General features: G+C 61.5%; 19 protein-coding genes. 15 read left to right on the forward strand and 4 right to left on the reverse strand.

What is annotated here, in order from left to right; translation table 11 throughout:
• The first annotated feature begins 24 nt into the window (after positions 1–24).
• The 13 genes from PTE30175_RS14525 to PTE30175_RS14585 all read left to right on the forward strand — a co-directional run bounded on the left by PTE30175_RS14525 (position 25) and on the right by PTE30175_RS14585 (position 12,626).
• Positions 25–795, forward strand: coding sequence for a ParA family protein (locus PTE30175_RS14525; protein WP_150697770.1), 771 nt, complete (start codon positions 25–27; stop codon positions 793–795).
• A 26-nt stretch (positions 796–821) separates the two neighbouring features.
• Entirely contained in the window at positions 822–1,712 is an 891-nt protein-coding gene (locus tag PTE30175_RS14530; RefSeq protein WP_150697771.1) for a ParB/RepB/Spo0J family partition protein, read from the forward strand.
• Between the two features lie 48 nt (positions 1,713–1,760).
• A complete protein-coding gene (locus PTE30175_RS14535; protein ID WP_338044450.1) occupies positions 1,761–2,885 on the forward strand; it encodes an SLC13 family permease in 1,125 nt (374 codons plus the stop codon).
• Positions 2,886–3,127: 242 nt separating this feature from the next.
• Positions 3,128–3,631: an ATP synthase subunit I gene (locus tag PTE30175_RS14540; RefSeq protein ID WP_150697773.1), complete on the forward strand. Its 504-nt coding sequence runs from the start codon at positions 3,128–3,130 to the stop codon at positions 3,629–3,631.
• Positions 3,632–3,703: 72 nt separating this feature from the next.
• The gene (atpB, locus tag PTE30175_RS14545) at positions 3,704–4,549 is read left to right on the forward strand and encodes a F0F1 ATP synthase subunit A (protein WP_420819635.1); all 846 of its coding nucleotides are present in this window, start codon (positions 3,704–3,706) and stop codon (positions 4,547–4,549) included.
• Positions 4,550–4,630: 81 nt separating this feature from the next.
• Positions 4,631–4,897, forward strand: coding sequence for a F0F1 ATP synthase subunit C (gene atpE, locus PTE30175_RS14550; RefSeq protein WP_010807762.1), 267 nt, complete (start codon positions 4,631–4,633; stop codon positions 4,895–4,897).
• 123 nt (positions 4,898–5,020) lie between these two features.
• Positions 5,021–5,491 (forward strand): F0F1 ATP synthase subunit B, encoded by a 471-nt coding sequence (locus tag PTE30175_RS14555; protein WP_150697774.1) that lies wholly within the window; start codon positions 5,021–5,023, stop codon positions 5,489–5,491.
• Positions 5,492–5,493: 2 nt separating this feature from the next.
• Complete coding sequence (locus PTE30175_RS14560) at positions 5,494–6,027, forward strand: F0F1 ATP synthase subunit delta (protein WP_150697775.1); 534 nt, start codon at positions 5,494–5,496, stop codon at positions 6,025–6,027.
• Between the two features lie 50 nt (positions 6,028–6,077).
• Entirely contained in the window at positions 6,078–7,619 is a 1,542-nt protein-coding gene (gene atpA / locus PTE30175_RS14565; RefSeq protein WP_150697776.1) for a F0F1 ATP synthase subunit alpha, read from the forward strand.
• Positions 7,620–7,707: 88 nt separating this feature from the next.
• On the forward strand, positions 7,708–8,610 hold the full coding sequence (gene atpG / locus PTE30175_RS14570; RefSeq protein WP_150697777.1) for a F0F1 ATP synthase subunit gamma: 903 nt from the start codon (positions 7,708–7,710) through the stop codon (positions 8,608–8,610).
• Positions 8,611–8,671: 61 nt separating this feature from the next.
• Positions 8,672–10,066, forward strand: coding sequence for a F0F1 ATP synthase subunit beta (atpD, locus tag PTE30175_RS14575; protein ID WP_150697778.1), 1,395 nt, complete (start codon positions 8,672–8,674; stop codon positions 10,064–10,066).
• Positions 10,067–10,209: 143 nt separating this feature from the next.
• Positions 10,210–10,629 carry a F0F1 ATP synthase subunit epsilon gene (locus PTE30175_RS14580; protein WP_150697779.1) on the forward strand — a complete coding sequence of 140 codons (420 nt, stop codon included), beginning with the start codon at positions 10,210–10,212 and terminating at the stop codon, positions 10,627–10,629.
• Positions 10,630–10,907: 278 nt separating this feature from the next.
• Positions 10,908–12,626, forward strand: a complete 1,719-nt coding sequence (locus tag PTE30175_RS14585; RefSeq protein ID WP_150697780.1) for an AMP-binding protein — start codon at positions 10,908–10,910, stop codon at positions 12,624–12,626.
• A gap of 84 nt (positions 12,627–12,710) precedes the next feature.
• Here the strand turns inward: PTE30175_RS14585 and PTE30175_RS14590 are convergent, their stop codons facing one another.
• From PTE30175_RS14590 to PTE30175_RS14605, 3 genes are all read right to left on the reverse strand, one after another.
• Complete coding sequence (locus PTE30175_RS14590; RefSeq protein ID WP_150697781.1) at positions 12,711–12,998, reverse strand: hypothetical protein; 288 nt, start codon at positions 12,996–12,998, stop codon at positions 12,711–12,713.
• 312 nt (positions 12,999–13,310) lie between these two features.
• On the reverse strand, positions 13,311–14,219 hold the full coding sequence (locus tag PTE30175_RS14600) for an NAD-dependent epimerase/dehydratase family protein (protein WP_150697782.1): 909 nt from the start codon (positions 14,217–14,219) through the stop codon (positions 13,311–13,313).
• Between the two features lie 37 nt (positions 14,220–14,256).
• Entirely contained in the window at positions 14,257–15,090 is an 834-nt protein-coding gene (locus PTE30175_RS14605) for an SDR family NAD(P)-dependent oxidoreductase (RefSeq protein ID WP_420819636.1), read from the reverse strand.
• A gap of 117 nt (positions 15,091–15,207) precedes the next feature.
• Between PTE30175_RS14605 and PTE30175_RS14610 the strand changes: the two genes are divergently transcribed.
• Positions 15,208–15,561, forward strand: a complete 354-nt coding sequence (locus tag PTE30175_RS14610; protein ID WP_150697841.1) for a winged helix-turn-helix transcriptional regulator — start codon at positions 15,208–15,210, stop codon at positions 15,559–15,561.
• Positions 15,562–15,647: 86 nt separating this feature from the next.
• Positions 15,648–16,844: an enoyl-ACP reductase FabV gene (gene fabV / locus PTE30175_RS14615; protein ID WP_150697784.1), complete on the forward strand. Its 1,197-nt coding sequence runs from the start codon at positions 15,648–15,650 to the stop codon at positions 16,842–16,844.
• Positions 16,845–16,874: 30 nt separating this feature from the next.
• Here fabV and PTE30175_RS14620 read toward each other — a convergent pair whose 3' ends face one another.
• Positions 16,875–17,741 (reverse strand): carbohydrate ABC transporter permease, encoded by an 867-nt coding sequence (locus PTE30175_RS14620; RefSeq protein ID WP_191629068.1) that lies wholly within the window; start codon positions 17,739–17,741, stop codon positions 16,875–16,877.
• Positions 17,742–17,749: the final 8 nt, after the last annotated feature.

Genomic DNA, 17,749 nt, shown 5'->3' on the forward strand with positions numbered 1-17,749 from the left:
GCAGCATTCCGAGGACATATCACGATGGCGAAAATTTTCTGCGTAGCCAACCAAAAGGGCGGCGTCGGCAAGACGACCACCACGGTGAATCTGGCTGCCGGGTTGGCCACGCACGGGCAACGGGTGCTGCTGGTCGACCTGGATCCGCAGGGCAACGCCACCATGGGCAGCGGGGTCGACAAGGCCTCGCTTGAATCCAGTGTGTACGAAGTCCTGGTCGACGGCGCCGACCTCAAATCGAGCAGCCAGCGCTCGGAGTCGGGCAGCTACGACGTGCTGCCGGCGAACCGCGAACTGGCCGGCGCCGACGTCGAGCTCGTTTCGCTCGACAACCGGGATACTCGCTTGAAGCAGGCGCTGGAGAAAGTCGACGCCGACTACGACTTTGTGTTGATCGATTGCCCGCCGACACTGTCGTTGCTCACGCTCAATGGGCTCTGCGCGGCCCACGGCGTGATCATTCCGATGCAGTGCGAATACTTCGCGCTCGAAGGACTGTCGGATCTCGTCAACACCATCAAGCAGGTACACGCGAACCTGAACCGGGACCTCAAGGTCATCGGTCTTTTGCGCGTCATGTTCGATCCACGTATCACGCTGCAACAGCAGGTGTCCGAACAACTCAAGCAGCATTTCGGCGACAAGGTATTCAACGCGATCATCCCGCGTAACGTGCGGTTGGCCGAGGCGCCGAGTTACGGCATGCCCGGCGTCGTCTTCGATCCGGCATCGCGCGGTGCGAAGGCGTATCTGCAGTTCGGCGCGGAAATGATCGCGCGCATTCAAACCATGTAAGGCGCATTGCGCGGGAAACGAACTCAATGGCGACGAAGACCAACGCACTCAAGAAGAAGGGCCTCGGCCGCGGCCTCGAGGCCTTGCTGGGTGGCAGTCCCGAAATCACCGCAGCCGTAGCTGCCGAGACCGCGCCTGCGGTGCTCGCGCTCTCGCGCCTGCAACCCGGCAAGTACCAGCCGCGTACGCGCATGGACGAAGGCGCGCTGCAGGAACTCGCCGCGAGCATTCGCGCGCAAGGCCTGATGCAGCCGATTCTCGTACGGCCGGTAAATGGTGAGCATTACGAAATTATTGCCGGCGAACGGCGCTTTCGTGCCGCGCGTATTGCAGGCCTGAGCGAAGTCCCGGTCCTGGTGAAGGACGTCCCCGACGAAGCTGCCGCGGCGATGGCGTTGATCGAGAACATCCAGCGCGAAGATCTGAATCCCCTCGAAGAAGCGCACGGCATTCAACGCCTGCTCGACGATTTCAAGTTCACGCATGAGCAAGCGGCCGAGTCGGTTGGCCGTTCGCGCAGCGCCGTGTCGAATCTGTTGCGTTTGCTCAATCTCGCGCAGCCGGTGCAGACGATGTTGCTCGCCGGCGACCTCGACATGGGCCATGCGCGCGCGTTGCTGGCCGTCGACGGCGCCACGCAGATCACGCTTGCCAATCAGGTCGTGAATAAACGTCTGTCGGTGCGCGACACCGAGCGGATCGTCAACGCATCGCTCAAGCCGGCAGGCGACGGCATTCGCCGGCGTTCGGCGGAAGAGGGCGGACGTGACGTTACGCGACTCGAAGAGGAATTGTCGGACCTGCTGGCCTCGAACGTCAAGATCAAGGTCGGCCGCAAGGGGGCGGGCAACTTGACGATCGAGTTCGGAAGCCTCGATGCGCTCGATGGCATTCTTGCGCGTCTTCGCCAGGAATAATGCCGGTATCCGAATGATATGCTCATGACGGACGAGCGCGCCGGCGCGATGCGCGTCATCCATGCGTTGGGGATCACGGTCGATGCGGTTCGCCGCGACCCGGTTCTGTTGATTCTGCTGGCCGGTTTTGCGGCGGTGCAATTTCTCCATCCGGCGACCGCCGCTGAACTGTTCACGCGCGTCGACTGGCGTACGGTCCTGACACTGACCGGCTTGCTGGTGCTGACGAAAGCCATCGAGCTTTCCAGTTTCCTCGACTGGCTGGCACAACGGTTGCTGCGCGCATTCCGCAACGAACGCCGTCTCGCGCTTTTGATGGTTGTTTTCGCCGCCGGGTTATCGACCGTGTTGACGAACGACGTCGCGCTCTTCGCCGTCGTGCCGTTAGCACTTTCTCTCTCCCGCATCGCGCCGATCCGTATCGAGCGGCTGATCATCTTCCTCGCATTGGCCGTCAACGCCGGATCGAGCCTGACGCCCCTGGGCAATCCCCAGAACCTCTTCCTGTGGCAACAGAGCGGCATGGGCTTCGGCGCGTTCGTCGTGCTGATGGCGCCGCTCTCACTGGCCTTGATGGCCGTGCTGCTCGCGATAACGTGGTGCGCGTTCGCACCCCGTGCGCTGCATTTTCATCAACAGGGTCCGAGCCACGATGTGCGTTGGCCGCTGTTTGCCCTCTCGCTTGTCCTGTTCGCGGGGTTCGTCGCGCTGGCGGATCACGGTCTCGGCCCATGGGCTTGCGCGTTGGCCGTCGTCCCGCTGCTGGCCGTTCGCCGCGACGCAGTCTTGCGCATCGACTGGCTGCTGCTGCTTATCTTTGTGATGATGTTCATTGTCCTGCGAGGCGTCGCCGGCTTGCCGGCCCTACGCACCGTTTTGGCGCACATCGACCTCGATGCCGGGCAGACGGCATACTGGGCGGCGGCGGGATTGTCGCAGATCGTCAGCAACGTGCCGTCGGCCATCCTGCTTGCCGACTACAGCCGGAAATGGCCGGCATTGGCGTATGGCGTCTCCGTGGGCGGCTTCGGCCTGGCCGTAGGGTCCCTCGCCAACCTGATCGCATTGCGCATGGCGAAATCCGCGCGCATATGGTGGCGCTTCCATTGGGCCTCCATCCCGTTCTTTGTGCTTGCCCTGGGCCTTGGCCATGCGCTGCAGGGTGCGCGCTGATCCGACCCGCCGCCTCACCTCATGCCGCATTCCAAACGGTTTGGGCCGGAATGCCGCGCCGCACCATGCAAAAATGGGCGCCCCGTGAGTTGGCGCCAAATCGGGGCACGCACTGCACAATTTCGGCGAAATTGTGGCGCGTTTAGGTTGACTGACATTCGTAACATCCCGTAAAATCTCGCGGATTTATCTGCTTGAAGAGCCCATTCGTTTTGCACGAGTCGGGCGGGGAGGCGAACGAGATGACCGATAAAATCCGGTCGAACGTGGGGCCGAAACCGCAAGCGCCGGCGCATGCAAACTCAGAGGCTTGGGACGACGAGCAGGAGCAAGAAAAAATCGTTCCGCTCACGCGTGCACAGGCCGAGCGCCTGTTCGGTCCCGATGTGGGGCGCGTGTCCCGTGTAACTCCATTCAGGGTGGTGGGTGCCCAGGTTCTGCTGTCGCTTGCCGCGACCATCGCCTGGTGGGCATTCTCGGCACGGCCGCTTGAGGCGGCGGTGTCTGCTTGGCTGGGCGGAATGTTGGGTTGGGTGCCGGGCGCGCTGTTTGCGTTGCGGCTAAGAATGTCAGGTGATCGTCTTTCCGTCGGTTCGTTGGTGATGGGGGAGGCGATCAAGGTAATGACGACAATTGCGCTGTTGGTCGCCATTGCGGTTGCGTATCCCGGAGTTCACTGGGTCGCACTGCTGGTCACCTTCGTGCTGACGCTGAAGGCCTATTGGCTCGCGATGGCATTCCGGTAGCGGAAGTCCGCTCGCGCAATGTGTCACTGTCGTTGCCGTGTGCGGATTTTCATAATTGGGTGTTTGATCGCTATGTCAGTAGAAAGCCACGCTCCGAATCCGTCGGAGTACATCTCGCACCACTTGGCTAACCTCGCGAGCGCGACGCAAACCAAGATCGTTGACTTCTCCATCATCAACTGGGACACCATGTTCTGGTCGATCGCGATGGGCGTGCTGGGCTGCTTCCTGTTGTGGCTGGCCGCGCGCCGTGCCACTTCGGGCGTGCCGGGCCGTTTCCAGGCTGCCGTCGAAATGCTGGTCGAGATGGTCGAAGACCAATCGAAAAGCATCGTTCACGGCAACCGTGCGTTCATTGCACCGTTGGCGCTGACCGTGTTCGTCTGGGTCACCCTGATGAACTCGCTGGACTTGCTGCCGGTCGACCTGCCGTCGTCAATCATCCGCTGGGTCGGCCTCGAGTCGATCATCAGCCATCACCGTATCGTGCCGACCGCCGATCTGAACGGCACCCTCGGCATCTCCGTCGGCGTGCTCATCCTGATGCTGTTCTACAGCTTCAAGATCAAGGGCGCGGGCGGTTTCATGCACGAATTGTTCACGGCTCCGTTCGGCAACCACTTCCTGCTGTGGCTCCCGAACCTGCTGCTTAACATCATCGAATTCCTCGCCAAGACCGTTTCCCTGGGCATGCGGCTTTTCGGCAACATGTACGCGGGCGAACTGGTGTTCCTGCTGATCGCGCTTCTGGGCGGCATCTGGAGCTTTGGGGCGGATACGTCGGTGCTGGGTTTTGTCGGTCACGTGATTGCCGGCACCGCATGGGCGATTTTCCACATCCTGATCGTGTTGCTGCAAGCGTTCATCATGATGATGCTGACGCTGGTGTACATCGGTCAGGCGCACGACCATCACTGATGGGTGTTGCGGTAGTGACTGTGTTTCGGTTTTCGGTTTTTCAAATTTAAAGTTTCAAGTCTCTAACCAAAAGGAGTAATCATGCAAGCTTTCATCGCCAACATCCAGGGTCTGACCGCCATCGGTATCGGCATCATCATTGGTCTGGGTGCTATCGGTGCCTGTCTGGGTATCGCGCTGATGGGCGGCAAGTACATCGAAGCGTGCGCACGCCAGCCGGAACTGATGAACCCGCTGCAAACCAAGATGTTCCTGTTGGCTGGCCTGATCGACGCCGCATTCCTGATCGGCGTGGGTGTTGCAATGCTGTTCGCGTTCGCGAACCCGCTGCTGTCGAAGCTCGCTTAAGTTTCTTTCGGCAAGCCGCGCTGTAGTGCGTGGCTACTGGACATGAACGGCGCGCTCCGGCCAAACGGCTGAAATGGGGCGCGCTGTTTTGCCAATCGACTCGCAATACCGAAAGGAAACACCGTGAACATCAACGCAACCCTGTTTGCGCAAACCGTCGTGTTTCTGATCCTGGCATGGTTCACGATGAAATTCGTGTGGCCGCCGCTGATCAAGGCTATCGACGAACGCGCCAAGAAGATTGCCGACGGACTCGCCGCCGCTGACCGCGGCAAGGCCGAACTGGAAGCCGCCAACAAGCGCTCCAGCCAGGCACTGTCGGAAGCCCGTGACGAAGGTGCGAAGCGCATTGCAGACGCTGAAAAGCGCGCGCAAGCCGTCGCCGAGGAAATCAAGCAAAACGCTCAAGCCGAAGCCGCTCGCATCATCGCGAACGCCAAGGCCGAAGCCGACCAGCAAGCCGTCAAGGCGCGCGAATCGCTGCGCGCGGAAGTCGCCGGTCTGGCCGTCAAGGGCGCCGAGCAGATCCTGAAGCGCGAGATCGACGCGAACGCCCACGCCGACCTGCTGAACCAACTCAAGGCAGAGCTCTGATCATGGCCGAACTCGCAACCATCGCTCGTCCGTACGCCGAGGCGTTGTTCCGCGTGGCGCAGTCCGGCGATCTGAATCGCTGGTCGGAGCTGGTGCGGGGCCTGGCTGAAGTGGCGCGCCTTTCCGACGTCGCCGCGCTCGCCGACAACCCGAAGGTGTCGCCGGCGCAAGTCGTCGACCTGCTCGTGAACGCCGTCAAGGCGCCGAACGATGCCGCGGTCCGCAACTTCATTGCGGCCCTGGTGGAAAACGGCCGTCTGTCGGTCATGTCGGAAGTCGCTGAACAGTTCGAGGCGCTCAAGAATGCCAACGCCGGTTCGGCGGACGCCCAGATCGAGAGCGCCTTCCCGATCACCGACGCGCAACTGCCCGAGCTCGTCGCAGCGCTCGAGCGCAAGTTTGGCCGCAAGCTCAACGCCAATGTGACGGTTGATCCGTCGCTGATCGGCGGTGTGCGCGTGGTGGTCGGCGACGAAGTGCTGGACACTTCGGTTCGCGCCCGCCTGTCGGCCATGCAGACGTCGCTGACGGCGTAAGCCCCGGCGGTCCGCCCGTGACGGCACAGAATTGAATATCAGGAGCACATATGCAACTCAATCCCTCTGAAATCAGCGAACTGATCAAGAGCCGGATTCAAGGTCTGGAAAGCGGTGCCGAAGTCCGTAACCAAGGCACCGTGATTTCCGTGACCGACGGTATCTGCCGCATTCACGGCCTGTCGGACGTGATGCAAGGTGAAATGCTCGAATTCCCGGGCAACACCTTCGGTCTGGCCCTGAACCTCGAGCGCGACTCCGTCGGCGCCGTGATTCTGGGTGAATACGAACACATTTCGGAAGGCGACACCGTCAAGTGCACGGGCCGCATTCTCGAAGTGCCGGTCGGTCCGGAACTGAAGGGCCGTGTCGTTGACGCACTGGGCCAGCCGATCGACGGCAAGGGTCCGATCAACGCCAAGCTGACCGATCCGATCGAAAAGATCGCTCCGGGCGTGATCTGGCGCAAGTCGGTTTCGCAACCGGTGCAAACCGGCCTGAAGTCGATCGACGCGATGGTGCCGATCGGCCGTGGCCAGCGTGAGCTGATCATTGGCGACCGCCAGACGGGCAAGACCGCCGTCGCGATCGACACGATCATTTCGCAGAAGGGCAAGGGCCTGACCTGCGTTTATGTCGCGATCGGCCAGAAGGCTTCGTCGATCATGAACGTGGTGCGCAAGCTCGAAGAGCATGGCGCGATGGAATACACGATCATCGTGACTGCCACCGCTTCGGAATCGGCCGCCATGCAGTTCATCGCACCGTACGCCGGTTGCTCGATGGGCGAATACTTCCGCGACCGCGGCGAAGACGCGCTGATCATTTATGACGACTTGACCAAGCAAGCCTGGGCCTACCGTCAGATCTCGCTGCTGCTGCGCCGTCCGCCGGGCCGTGAGGCTTACCCGGGCGACGTGTTCTACCTGCACTCGCGCCTGCTGGAGCGTGCTGCTCGCGTCTCGGAAGAGTATGTCGAGAAGTTCACCAACGGCGAAGTCAAGGGCAAGAGCGGTTCACTGACCGCCCTGCCGGTGATTGAAACGCAAGCCGGTGACGTGACCGCGTTCGTTCCGACGAACGTGATCTCGATTACCGACGGCCAGATCTTCCTGGAAACCGACCTGTTCAACGCAGGCGTGCGCCCCGCTATCAATGCCGGTATCTCGGTGTCGCGCGTCGGGGGTGCTGCCCAGACCAAGGTCATCAAGAAGCTGTCGGGCGGTATCCGTACCGACTTGGCCCAGTACCGTGAGCTGGCTGCGTTCGCGCAGTTCGCGTCGGACCTCGACGAAGCCACCCGCAAGCAGCTGGAGCGCGGTCGCCGCGTGACGGAACTGCTCAAGCAGCCGCAGTACCAGCCGCTGCAAGTGTGGGAACTGGCCGTGTCGCTGTTCGCCGCCAACAACGGTTACCTCGACGACCTGGAAGTCAAGGACGTCCTGGGCTTCGAGAAGGGTCTGCGCGAAGTTCTGAAGACCAGCCACGCTGCGCTGATCGGCCGCATCGAGGAGACCAAAGATCTCTCGAAGGACGATGAAGCCGCCCTGCACGCTGCGATCAAGGACTTCAAGAAGACCGGTGCTTACTAATCCGGTTGAATCGGCAACTATTCAACGGACCAGGGAAGGCGCGGTACACCGGCAACAACGTGCACCGCACCGAGACAAGGAGTAAGCAATGGCTGGAATGAAGGAAATTCGCGGCAAGATCAAGAGCGTGCAAAACACGCGCAAGATCACCAAGGCCATGGAAATGGTGGCCGCGTCGAAGATGCGCAAGGCGCAGGAACGCATGCGTCATGCCCGGCCTTACGCTGAAAAGGTGCGCCAGATTGCTGCGCACCTGGGCCAGGCGAATCCGGAATACCACCATCCGTTCATGGTGAAGCATCCGGACGCGAAAGCGGCCGGCGTCATCGTGGTCACGACCGACAAGGGTCTGTGCGGCGGCTTGAACACCAACGTGCTGCGCGCGCTGGTGAACAAGATGAAGGAAGTTGAAGCCCAGGGCCTCAAGATCGAGGCAACTGCCATCGGCGGCAAGGGTTTCGGCTTCCTGAACCGCGTCGGCGCGAAGGTGGTGTCGCATGTCGTGCAACTGGGTGACACGCCGCATCTGGACAAGCTGATCGGCGCCGTGAAGGTGCAGCTCGACGCGTATGCCGAAGGCAAGCTCGACGCCGTGTATCTGGCTTATACCCGTTTCATCAACACGATGAAGCAGGAGCCGGTGATGGAACAGCTGCTGCCGCTGCCGGAAAAGCTGGAAGGCCGTGATCAGGCGCCGGAATTCGCCGTGACGCCGGGTGTGCCCCCGCAACTCTCGTGGGACTACATCTACGAACCCGATGCGAAGACGGTCGTCGATGCGCTGCTGGTGCGTTATGTCGAAGCGGTCGTGTATCAAGCTGTCGCCGAGAATATGGCGTCGGAGCAATCCGCCCGCATGGTGGCCATGAAGGCCGCCTCGGACAACGCCAAGACGGTGATTACGGAACTGCAGATGGTCTACAACAAGGGCCGTCAAGCAGCGATCACCAAGGAACTGGCCGAGATCGTGGGGGGCGCCGCCGCTGTGTAAGCGGTGTGCCTGGCCGATGCGCCGTATGGCGAAATGAATTTGAGTATCTAAAGGAAAAGCGATGAGTACTGCTGCTTTGGTAGAAGGCACGATCGTACAGTGCATCGGCGCCGTGATCGACGTGGAATTCCCGCGCACGAACATGCCGAAGATCTACGACGCGCTCGTGATGGACGGTTCGGAATTGACGCTTGAAGTTCAGCAACAGCTGGGCGACGGCGTGGTCCGCACCATCTGCCTGGGTTCCTCCGAAGGCTTGCGCCGCGGCATGAAGGTGAAGAACACCGACCTGCCGATCACGGTGCCGGTCGGCAAGGCCACCCTGGGCCGTATCATGGACGTGCTGGGCCGTCCGATCGATGAAGCCGGTCCGATCGTCAGCGAGAACACCCGCTCGATCCACCAGAAGGCACCGGCGTTCGACGAACTGTCGCCGTCGACGGAACTGCTCGAAACCGGCATCAAGGTTATCGATCTGATCTGCCCGTTCGCCAAGGGCGGCAAGGTGGGTCTGTTCGGTGGCGCCGGCGTGGGCAAGACCGTGAACATGATGGAACTCATCAATAACATCGCCAAGGAACACGGCGGTTATTCGGTGTTTGCCGGCGTGGGCGAGCGTACCCGTGAAGGGAACGACTTCTATCACGAAATGAAGGACTCGAACGTTCTGGACAAGGTCGCGCTGGTGTACGGCCAGATGAACGAGCCGCCGGGCAACCGTCTGCGCGTTGCGCTGACCGGCCTGACGATGGCCGAGCATTTCCGTGACGAAGGCCGCGACGTGCTGTTCTTCGTGGACAACATCTACCGTTTCACGCTGGCCGGTACGGAAGTCTCGGCACTGCTGGGCCGTATGCCGTCGGCAGTGGGCTATCAGCCGACGCTGGCTGAAGAAATGGGCCGTCTGCAAGAGCGCATTACGTCGACCAAGACGGGCTCGATTACCTCGGTCCAGGCCGTGTACGTCCCTGCGGATGACTTGACCGACCCGTCGCCCGCGACGACCTTCGGTCACTTGGACGCCACCGTCGTTCTGTCGCGTGACATCGCTTCGCTGGGTATCTACCCGGCAGTGGATCCGCTCGACTCGACCTCGCGCCAGATCGACCCGAACGTGATCGGTGAAGAGCATTACGCTGTGACGCGCCGCGTGCAAACCACGCTGCAGCGTTACAAGGAATTGCGCGACATCATCGCGATTCTGGGTATGGACGAACTGTCGCCGGAAGACAAGCTGGCAGTTGCGCGCGCGCGCAAGATCCAGCGTTTCCTGTCGCAGCCGTTCCACGTTGCGGAAGTCTTCACCGGCTCGCCGGGCAAGTACGTTCCGCTGAAGGAAACGATCCGCGGCTTCAAGATGATCGTCGACGGCGAATGTGACCACCTGCCGGAACAAGCGTTCTACATGGTTGGCACGATCGACGAAGCGTTCGAAAAAGCCAAGAAGATGCAGTAAACGGTTGAGTGTCCGGTGGCGCGCGCGCAGGTTAGTGTGTGCATGCTATCGGGCAGGTGACTGTCGCAAGGTGAGGGTGGGGATTGGGCGCGTGAGCGTCGGGTTCCGATCCTTGCCGCACACCACACTCAACGGGAGCGATTATGGCAACCATTCACGTAGACGTCGTCAGCGCGGAAGAGCAGATCTTCTCGGGTAAGGCGCGCTTTGTGGCGCTGCCCGGCGAAGCCGGCGAGTTGGGCATTTTGCCTGGCCACACGCCGCTGATCACGCGTATCAAGCCGGGTGCGGTGCGCATCGAAGATGAAGCAGGTAACGAAGATTTCGTCTTCGTGGCCGGCGGTATTCTCGAAGTGCAACCGGACACGGTGACTGTGCTCGCCGACACCGCGATTCGCGGCAAGGACCTCGACGAAGCGAAGGCCGCGGAGGCCAAGCGTCGTGCCGAAGAGGCCCTGGCCAACAAGGACTCGAACATCGAGTACGCACAGGCACAAGCCGAGCTGGCTCACGCCACGGCGCAACTCGCGGCAATTCAGCGACTGCGCAAGGCCAAGCTGTAAGCATCGGCGCCGATGCGCGGTCACACGCGCATCTTTGACGGTGCAGCAGAACCCCCACGTTCGAAAGGGCGTGGGGGTTTTGTTTTTTTCAGAACCCCGGGGCATCCCCAGTCGCCAAACTTTTTATCTTACGTTAACGTAAACGTCAAACGTGTGCGGCAGAGTATCGTGTCGAGATGGGGATCGGGCAAGGATCGCCATCATCGCGGCCGGGGAGGACGGCGCCGCGCGCTCGCATTCAGCATTCAATCACAGGCATTGGCTTCAGGAGACAAAGCATGATGAGCAGTGAGGCTGTAGGCGTTGTACCGCAGAACCATTTGTCGTATGTGAAGGGCGCCACGGATGTGCCGTTGTCGGATTTCACAGTGCCGCAGTTGCTGGCGGATACGGCAGGCAAGTATCCGGAGCGGTCGGCGGTGGTGTTTCGCGAGCAGAGCGTGCGGTGGACCTGGCGCGAATTCATCGCGCACGTGGACACCTTCGCCGCCGGGTTATTGGCGCTGGGGTTGAAGAAGGGCGACCGCCTCGGGATCTGGTCGCCGAATCGGGTCGAATGGCTGGTGACGCAGTTTGCAACGGCGCGCGTCGGGATCGTGCTGGTCAATATCAACCCGGCGTATCGGTTGGCCGAGCTTGAGTACGCGTTGAACAAGGTCGGCTGCAAGGCGATTGTCGCCGCCGAGAAGTTCAAGTCGTCGCGATATCTGGACATGCTCACGACGTTGGCGCCGGAACTGGCGACCTGCGCGCCCGGCGAGTTGCATGCACAGAAACTGCCGGCGTTGCGGACCGTTATTCGCATGGGCGAAGACAGCACGCCGGGCATGTTCAACTATGGCGACGTCGTGGCGCTGGGTCGCGAGGCGGACATTCTGGCGCTCGATGCCATGACGACCACGCTAGGTGCGCACGAGCCCATCAACATCCAGTTCACGAGCGGCACGACCGGCAATCCGAAGGGCGCGACGCTCACCCATCACAACATCGTGAACAACGGGCGGTTCATTGCAATGGCGATGAAGTTCTCCGAGCACGACAGTCTTTGCATTCCGGTGCCGTTCTACCACTGCTTCGGCATGGTGCTGGCCGTGCTGGCGAGCGTGTCGACGGGGGCGACAATGGTGTTCCCGGGCGAGGCGTTCGACCCGGTGGCGACGATGCAAGCCGTCAATGAAGAACGCTGTTCCGCGTTGCATGGCGTGCCGACCATGTTCATCGCGCAGCTGGATCATGCGGATTTCCACAAATATGACTTCGCGTCGTTGCGTACCGGGATCATGGCGGGTTCGCCGTGTCCGATCGAGACGATGAAGCGCGTGATCAATGAGATGCACATGAGCGAGATCACGATCGCTTACGGCATGACGGAGACGAGCCCGGTGTCGTTCCAGACGACCACGACGGATCCGTTGGAGAAGCGCGTGACGACTGTCGGCCGCGTGCAGCCGCATCTGGAAGTGAAGCTGGTGGATGCCGCCGGCGAGATCGTGCCGGTGGGCGAGAAGGGGGAGCTTTGCACCAAGGGGTATTCCGTCATGCTCGGCTACTGGGATGACGCGCCGCGCACGCACGATGCGATCCGCGACGGATGGATGCACACGGGTGATCTGGCGACGCTCGACGAGGAAGGGTATTGCAATATCGTCGGCCGGGTGAAGGACATGTTGATTCGCGGCGGGGAGAACATTTACCCGCGCGAAATCGAGGAGTTCCTGTTCCGTCATCCGAAGGTGCAGGCAGTGCAGGTTTTCGGTGTGCCGGACAGCAAGTACGGCGAAGAGGTGTGCGCGTGGATTGTGTTGAAACCGGGGCAGACGGCGACGGACGATGAGATCCGCGATTTCTGCAAAGACCAGATCGCGCATTACAAGATTCCACGCTATATCCGGTTTGTCGATGAAATGCCGATGACCGTGACCGGCAAGGTGCAGAAGTTCGTGATGCGGGCCGCGATGGTGGATGAACTGGGGTTGACCGAAGCCAGGACGGCGTAAGCCGGCGGACGGCCTTTTCGTCAGGGGGCCACGGCCGGTCATTCGGCTGCCGGCGTCCGCCCGGTGACGTAGACCGTTGCGCTCTCAGGTCATGCGCAGGCCGAACACTGCTGCGGCCGCTGAAGGCGGCGCGACCGGCGCCAGCGATGCCTTGCGGCGCGGGTTACCGGCCGGCGCAGTGTCCCCCGCCGGGTTGCCGTCACGCTGGCCGCCGGGCATTCGCTGCCGGAAATGCGCCTCGGCCTCGGCGAAGGCAAGCGCTATCGACGGAAAACGGTGGCCCAGACTGTGCGCCGCGGTGACTTTGCCGTCCACGACGAACTCATAGTCCCAGTCATACCCGGCTTCCGCTGCCCCCTCGACGGTAATCATTCCCGGGTGGCCGCTTATCGATAACGTTCGTATATGCACTTCGATCTCGCGAGGTGGCGTTGCAAAATTACGTCAGACGAACCTGCGACTTCCGCAATCCCCTTGCGTTAGACGGGGGAACTGCCAAAGCAGGGTTTCAGCGTAATTTTGTTCTCGGAAATAGAACGTGCTTGACCGTGCGTCTCAGTTTTGGAAAATATTTTACCCGCGCGTTCCGCCGGGCCTATGGCATGGCGCCGAAGGATTTCCGGGCGCTTGGGGTGTGATGGCGCCGCCAGCATGGCGCTGCCGGCTGCCGATCAACACCTGGCCTCAGGCGGCGTCTCGATACTGCGCAACGATTTCGCCGATGGTGCGGGCGATATCGTTGCGGCGATAGCCGAGCAGCGAGGTCTCCTGGAAATCCGGCTCGTAGTGGAGCGAGTTGCCGCGGCCGAAGTAGATGGCCGCATCCGGCAGCATGGGATGCTCTTGATCGAGCAACGGCGGAACGGGATTTCCCAGTGCCTGGAAGAAGGCGCCGAAATAGTCCTGAAAGGAAAGATTCTCGTCGCCGACAAGATAGGCCTTGCCGTTTTCGCCCCGCAAAAGCGCGCCTTCGATGGCTTCGGACAGAGACGTGGTGGAAATGAAGTTGACGCCGCCCGGCGGGGCGAAAACGGGCATTCCGGCGAGCTTCCCGGCGGCATAGTCCGTGTACGCTTTGAACATGCCGACCACCAGTCCGGGCACTGCGCCCACGACGAAGGGGGCGTTGACGCTCATCACGCGAAAATGGGGCGTCGCCAGCGCACGCGCGCCTTCATCGGACAGCTTGCGCGAACGGACGTAGGCATTGTGCTCCACCAGCGACGGCATGGCCTGCGGATAAAAACTGCCGACATTGACGACGTGCCGCACGCCGGCGTCGCGCACCGCCTTGAGGAAGCGCGGCACGCCCTCGGCATTGGCGCGTTGCCAATGTGCCGCGGCGTCCGTGCCGCGCGGCAGGTGGCGGATGTCGTTGCCTGCCGCGAACACCAGCGCATCGAACCGGCCCAGCGCCGCGACGGGCAAATCGTCCGCAAGATAATCGCAGCGAATGAATTCGAATTCACCGAGCGGCGTGCCCGCAGCCGGAGGGGTACGGCCCGCGATGCTGACCTCAAAGCCCCGCTGGCGCAAATGCAATGCCGCGTGTCCGCCGATCATGCCGGCGCCGCCGACGACCAAAATCTTCATGTCTGTCTCCATGGAGGGTAGGGGTAGTGTCTTCTGATCAGAGGTTCATGCCGTTGCCGGTGATGACCGGCATGTTGGTCCAGATGCCTTTCGGATCCCGGTACCAGCCGGCTGCGGCGAGCGCGCCGCCGTTGACGTGCAGCGCGGTGCCCGTGATCCAGGACGCGCGAGGGCTGGCAAGGAACAGGATCGCATCCGCCATGTCCTGCGGTGTTCCGAATCGGCCGAGCGGGATCCAGCGCGGCAGTTGCGACTGATGTTCCGGCGCGACCACCTGGCTGACCGGAACCTGCGGCGTTTCCGTGGTTTCCGGCGCAATCAGGTTCACCCGAATGCCGGCGGGGGCCAATTCCAGCGCGAGGCTCTGCGTGAACCCGTTGACGGCCGCCTTGAACGCGCCATACACCGCACAGTTCGGAATACCGCGAAAACCTTCGATCGACGACACATTGACGATACTGCCGCCGCCGGTGCGCTTGAGCAGGGGCAACATGGCGCGCGTGACGGTAAAGAGTTGACGGAGATTGACGGCGTAGAGACGCTCGATGTCCTCGTCGGTATAGCGTTCGAACGGCTTGGCGATGCGCAGGAAGTCGCCCACGTTGTTGACCAGGATGTCGAGCGCGCCGAAACGCTGTTCAATCTGCGTAGCCAGCGCGCTGACCGCGGTCGCGTCGTTGACGTCACCGTGCACGACCAGCGCTTCGGCGCCCGCGTCGTCGAACGCCGCCTTCAAGTCAGCGACGCGCGCTTCGTCGATCTCGATCACCGCCACGCGAGCGCCCCATTGGCGAAACGCCTGCGCCGTCGCCCGTCCAATACCCGCCCCGCCGCCTGTCACCAATACCGTCTTGCCATGAAACTCGATCATCGTTGTCTCCTCCAGTTGCGTCATGGTGAGACTATATTTGGCGAAGTTACCAATGGCAATAAGGCACCCGAATGTGGTATAGGTACCTTTTGGAAACCATCAAAACCGGACGTGGCGATGACGAACTACCATCCGTTGACACTTGAAATCATGGATATGGTCGGCGACAAGTGGACGCTGCTGATCGTGTACACATTGGGTGAGGGCCCGGTGCGTTTCTCCGACCTGCGCCGGCGCGCCGCGCCGATCAGCCAGAAGATGCTGACGCAGACGTTACGTGCGCTGGAGCGGCACGGCATGGTCGATCGCAACGTGCTGCCCACCGCGCCGCCACAGGTCGAATATTCGCTGACCCGGCTGGGCCGCAGCTTTCTCGACGCGGCGGGCGTCATCTGCGGCTGGACGCGCGACAACATGAATGAGCTGAGCGCTGCGCGAGAAGCGTTCGATTCCCAGCGCAAGTCTGCCTGAGCGCTGGATGCAGGGCGCGTAATTTACAATGCGCGAGGCTTCTCACCTTCCCGAATTCGTTTTGGCATTTCACACGTGAGGTCTTCATGATCATCAAACCGCGCGTGCGCGGCTTCATCTGCGTCACCACTCACCCCGCCGGCTGCGAAGCCAACGTCAAGCAACAGATCGAATACGTCACCGCAAGCGGACCGATCGCCAATGGGCCCAAAAAAGTGCTGGTGATCGGCGCATCGACCGGATACGGACTGGCGGCCCGGATTACGGCCGCATTCGGATCCGGCGCGGATACGCTCGGCGTCTTCTTCGAGCGTGCCGGCACCGAGAGCAAACCGGGCACCCCGGGCTGGTACAACACGGCCGCTTTCGAAAAATTTGCCGCAGCGAAAGGCCTGTACGCCAAGAGCATCAATGGCGACGCGTTCTCTGACGAGATCAAGCAGCAGACTATCGATGTCATCAAGCGGGACCTCGGGCAGGTCGATCTGGTGGTCTATAGTCTCGCCTCCCCGCGGCGTACCCACCCGAAGACCGGCGAGGTCTTCAGTTCGACACTGAAACCTGTCGGCCGGGCGGTCAGCCTGCGTGGCATCGATACCGACAAGGAAGTCGTCAAAGAGACCGTGCTGGAGCCGGCGACGCAAAGCGAAATCGACAGCACCGTGGCCGTGATGGGCGGTGAAGACTGGCAGATGTGGATGGACGCGCTACTCGACGCGGGTGTCCTGGCCGAGGGCGCGAAGACGACTGCATTCACCTATCTGGGCGAGAAGATCACGTATGACATCTACTGGAACGGGTCGATAGGCGCGGCCAAGAAGGACCTGGATCAAAAGGTGCTCGGCATTCGCGGCAAGCTGGCGGCCAAAGGCGGCGACGCGCGGGTGTCCGTGTTGAAGGCCGTTGTCACGCAGGCCAGTTCCGCCATCCCGATGATGCCGCTGTACCTTTCGCTGCTGTTCAAGGTCATGAAGGAACAAGGCACGCACGAGGGCTGCATCGAACAGGTCTACGGGCTTTACAAGGAAAGCCTGTATGGCAATTCGCCGCATGTGGATGAGGAAGGGCGGCTGCGCGCGGACGATAAGGAGCTGGCCCCGGAAGTCCAGGCGCGCGTACTGCAGCTCTGGGATCAGGTCACCAGCGAAAACATCTACACACTCACCGACTTCGCCGGGTACAAAAAGGAATTCCTGCGCCTTTTCGGGTTCGAGATCGACGGGGTGGATTACGAAGCCGACGTCAATCCCGACGTACCGATCACCGGTCTCGTTCAGGCATAGGCGCTGCAATGTTGCCGTCGCGGGCCGCCCTCATTTGACGGCCCCGACGGTAAACCCTGCGACGAAACGGTCGAGGAAGAGGTTGTAGAGCACCGCAACCGGCAGGCTGACGATCAGGCAGGCACCCATCAGTGAGCCCCAGAAGTAGACATCGCCACGCACCAGGAAGGTGGGCACGCCGACACTCACCGTGTATTGCGACGAACTCGTGATGAAGGTCAATGCGTAGACGAATTCCTGCATCGTCAGCGTGAGCGTGAAAATGATCACGGTCAGGATGCCGGGCGAAGAAAGCGGCACGACGACCTTCAGGAACGCGCCGAAGCGGCTCAGGCCGTCCATCATCGCCGCTTCCTCGATATCGCGCGGCACGGCCTTGAAGAAACCCATCATCAGCCAGGTACAGAACGGCACCGTAAAACTCGGGTACACCAGCACCAGTGACCAGAGCGAATCCTGCAGGCCGAGCGAGCCGATGATGCGCGAGAACGGGATGAACAATAGGGTCGGGGGGATCAGGTAGGTCAGGAAAATGCCGATGGCCAATTGCCGGCCCCAGCGTCCGGACAGACGCGCCAGGCTATAGCCGGCGGGCACGGCCAACAGCAGCGTGACAACCGTTACGCCAACGCCGACGATCAACGTGTTGAGCAGCCAGCGCACGAACAACGTGTCGAAGAACAGGACGCGCAGGTTGTCGAGCGTGGGCCGCATGTTGAACAGGAACGGATTGTTGGCCGTGTTGATCAGGTCGTGGATATCCTTGAAGGTCGTGATCAGCATCCAGTAGAAGGGAAATGCCGCGAACGTGACGTAGGCGGCGAGAAGCGCGTATTGCCCGCCGCGCCGCGTCCAGCGGTGACCGGCCAATGCGAGGATGCGTTTCGGTCCGTTCATGTTCGGCC

Origin of the sequence: Pandoraea terrae (genome assembly GCF_902459695.1) — a bacterium.
Classification (GTDB): Bacteria; Pseudomonadota; Gammaproteobacteria; order Burkholderiales; family Burkholderiaceae; genus Pandoraea; species Pandoraea terrae.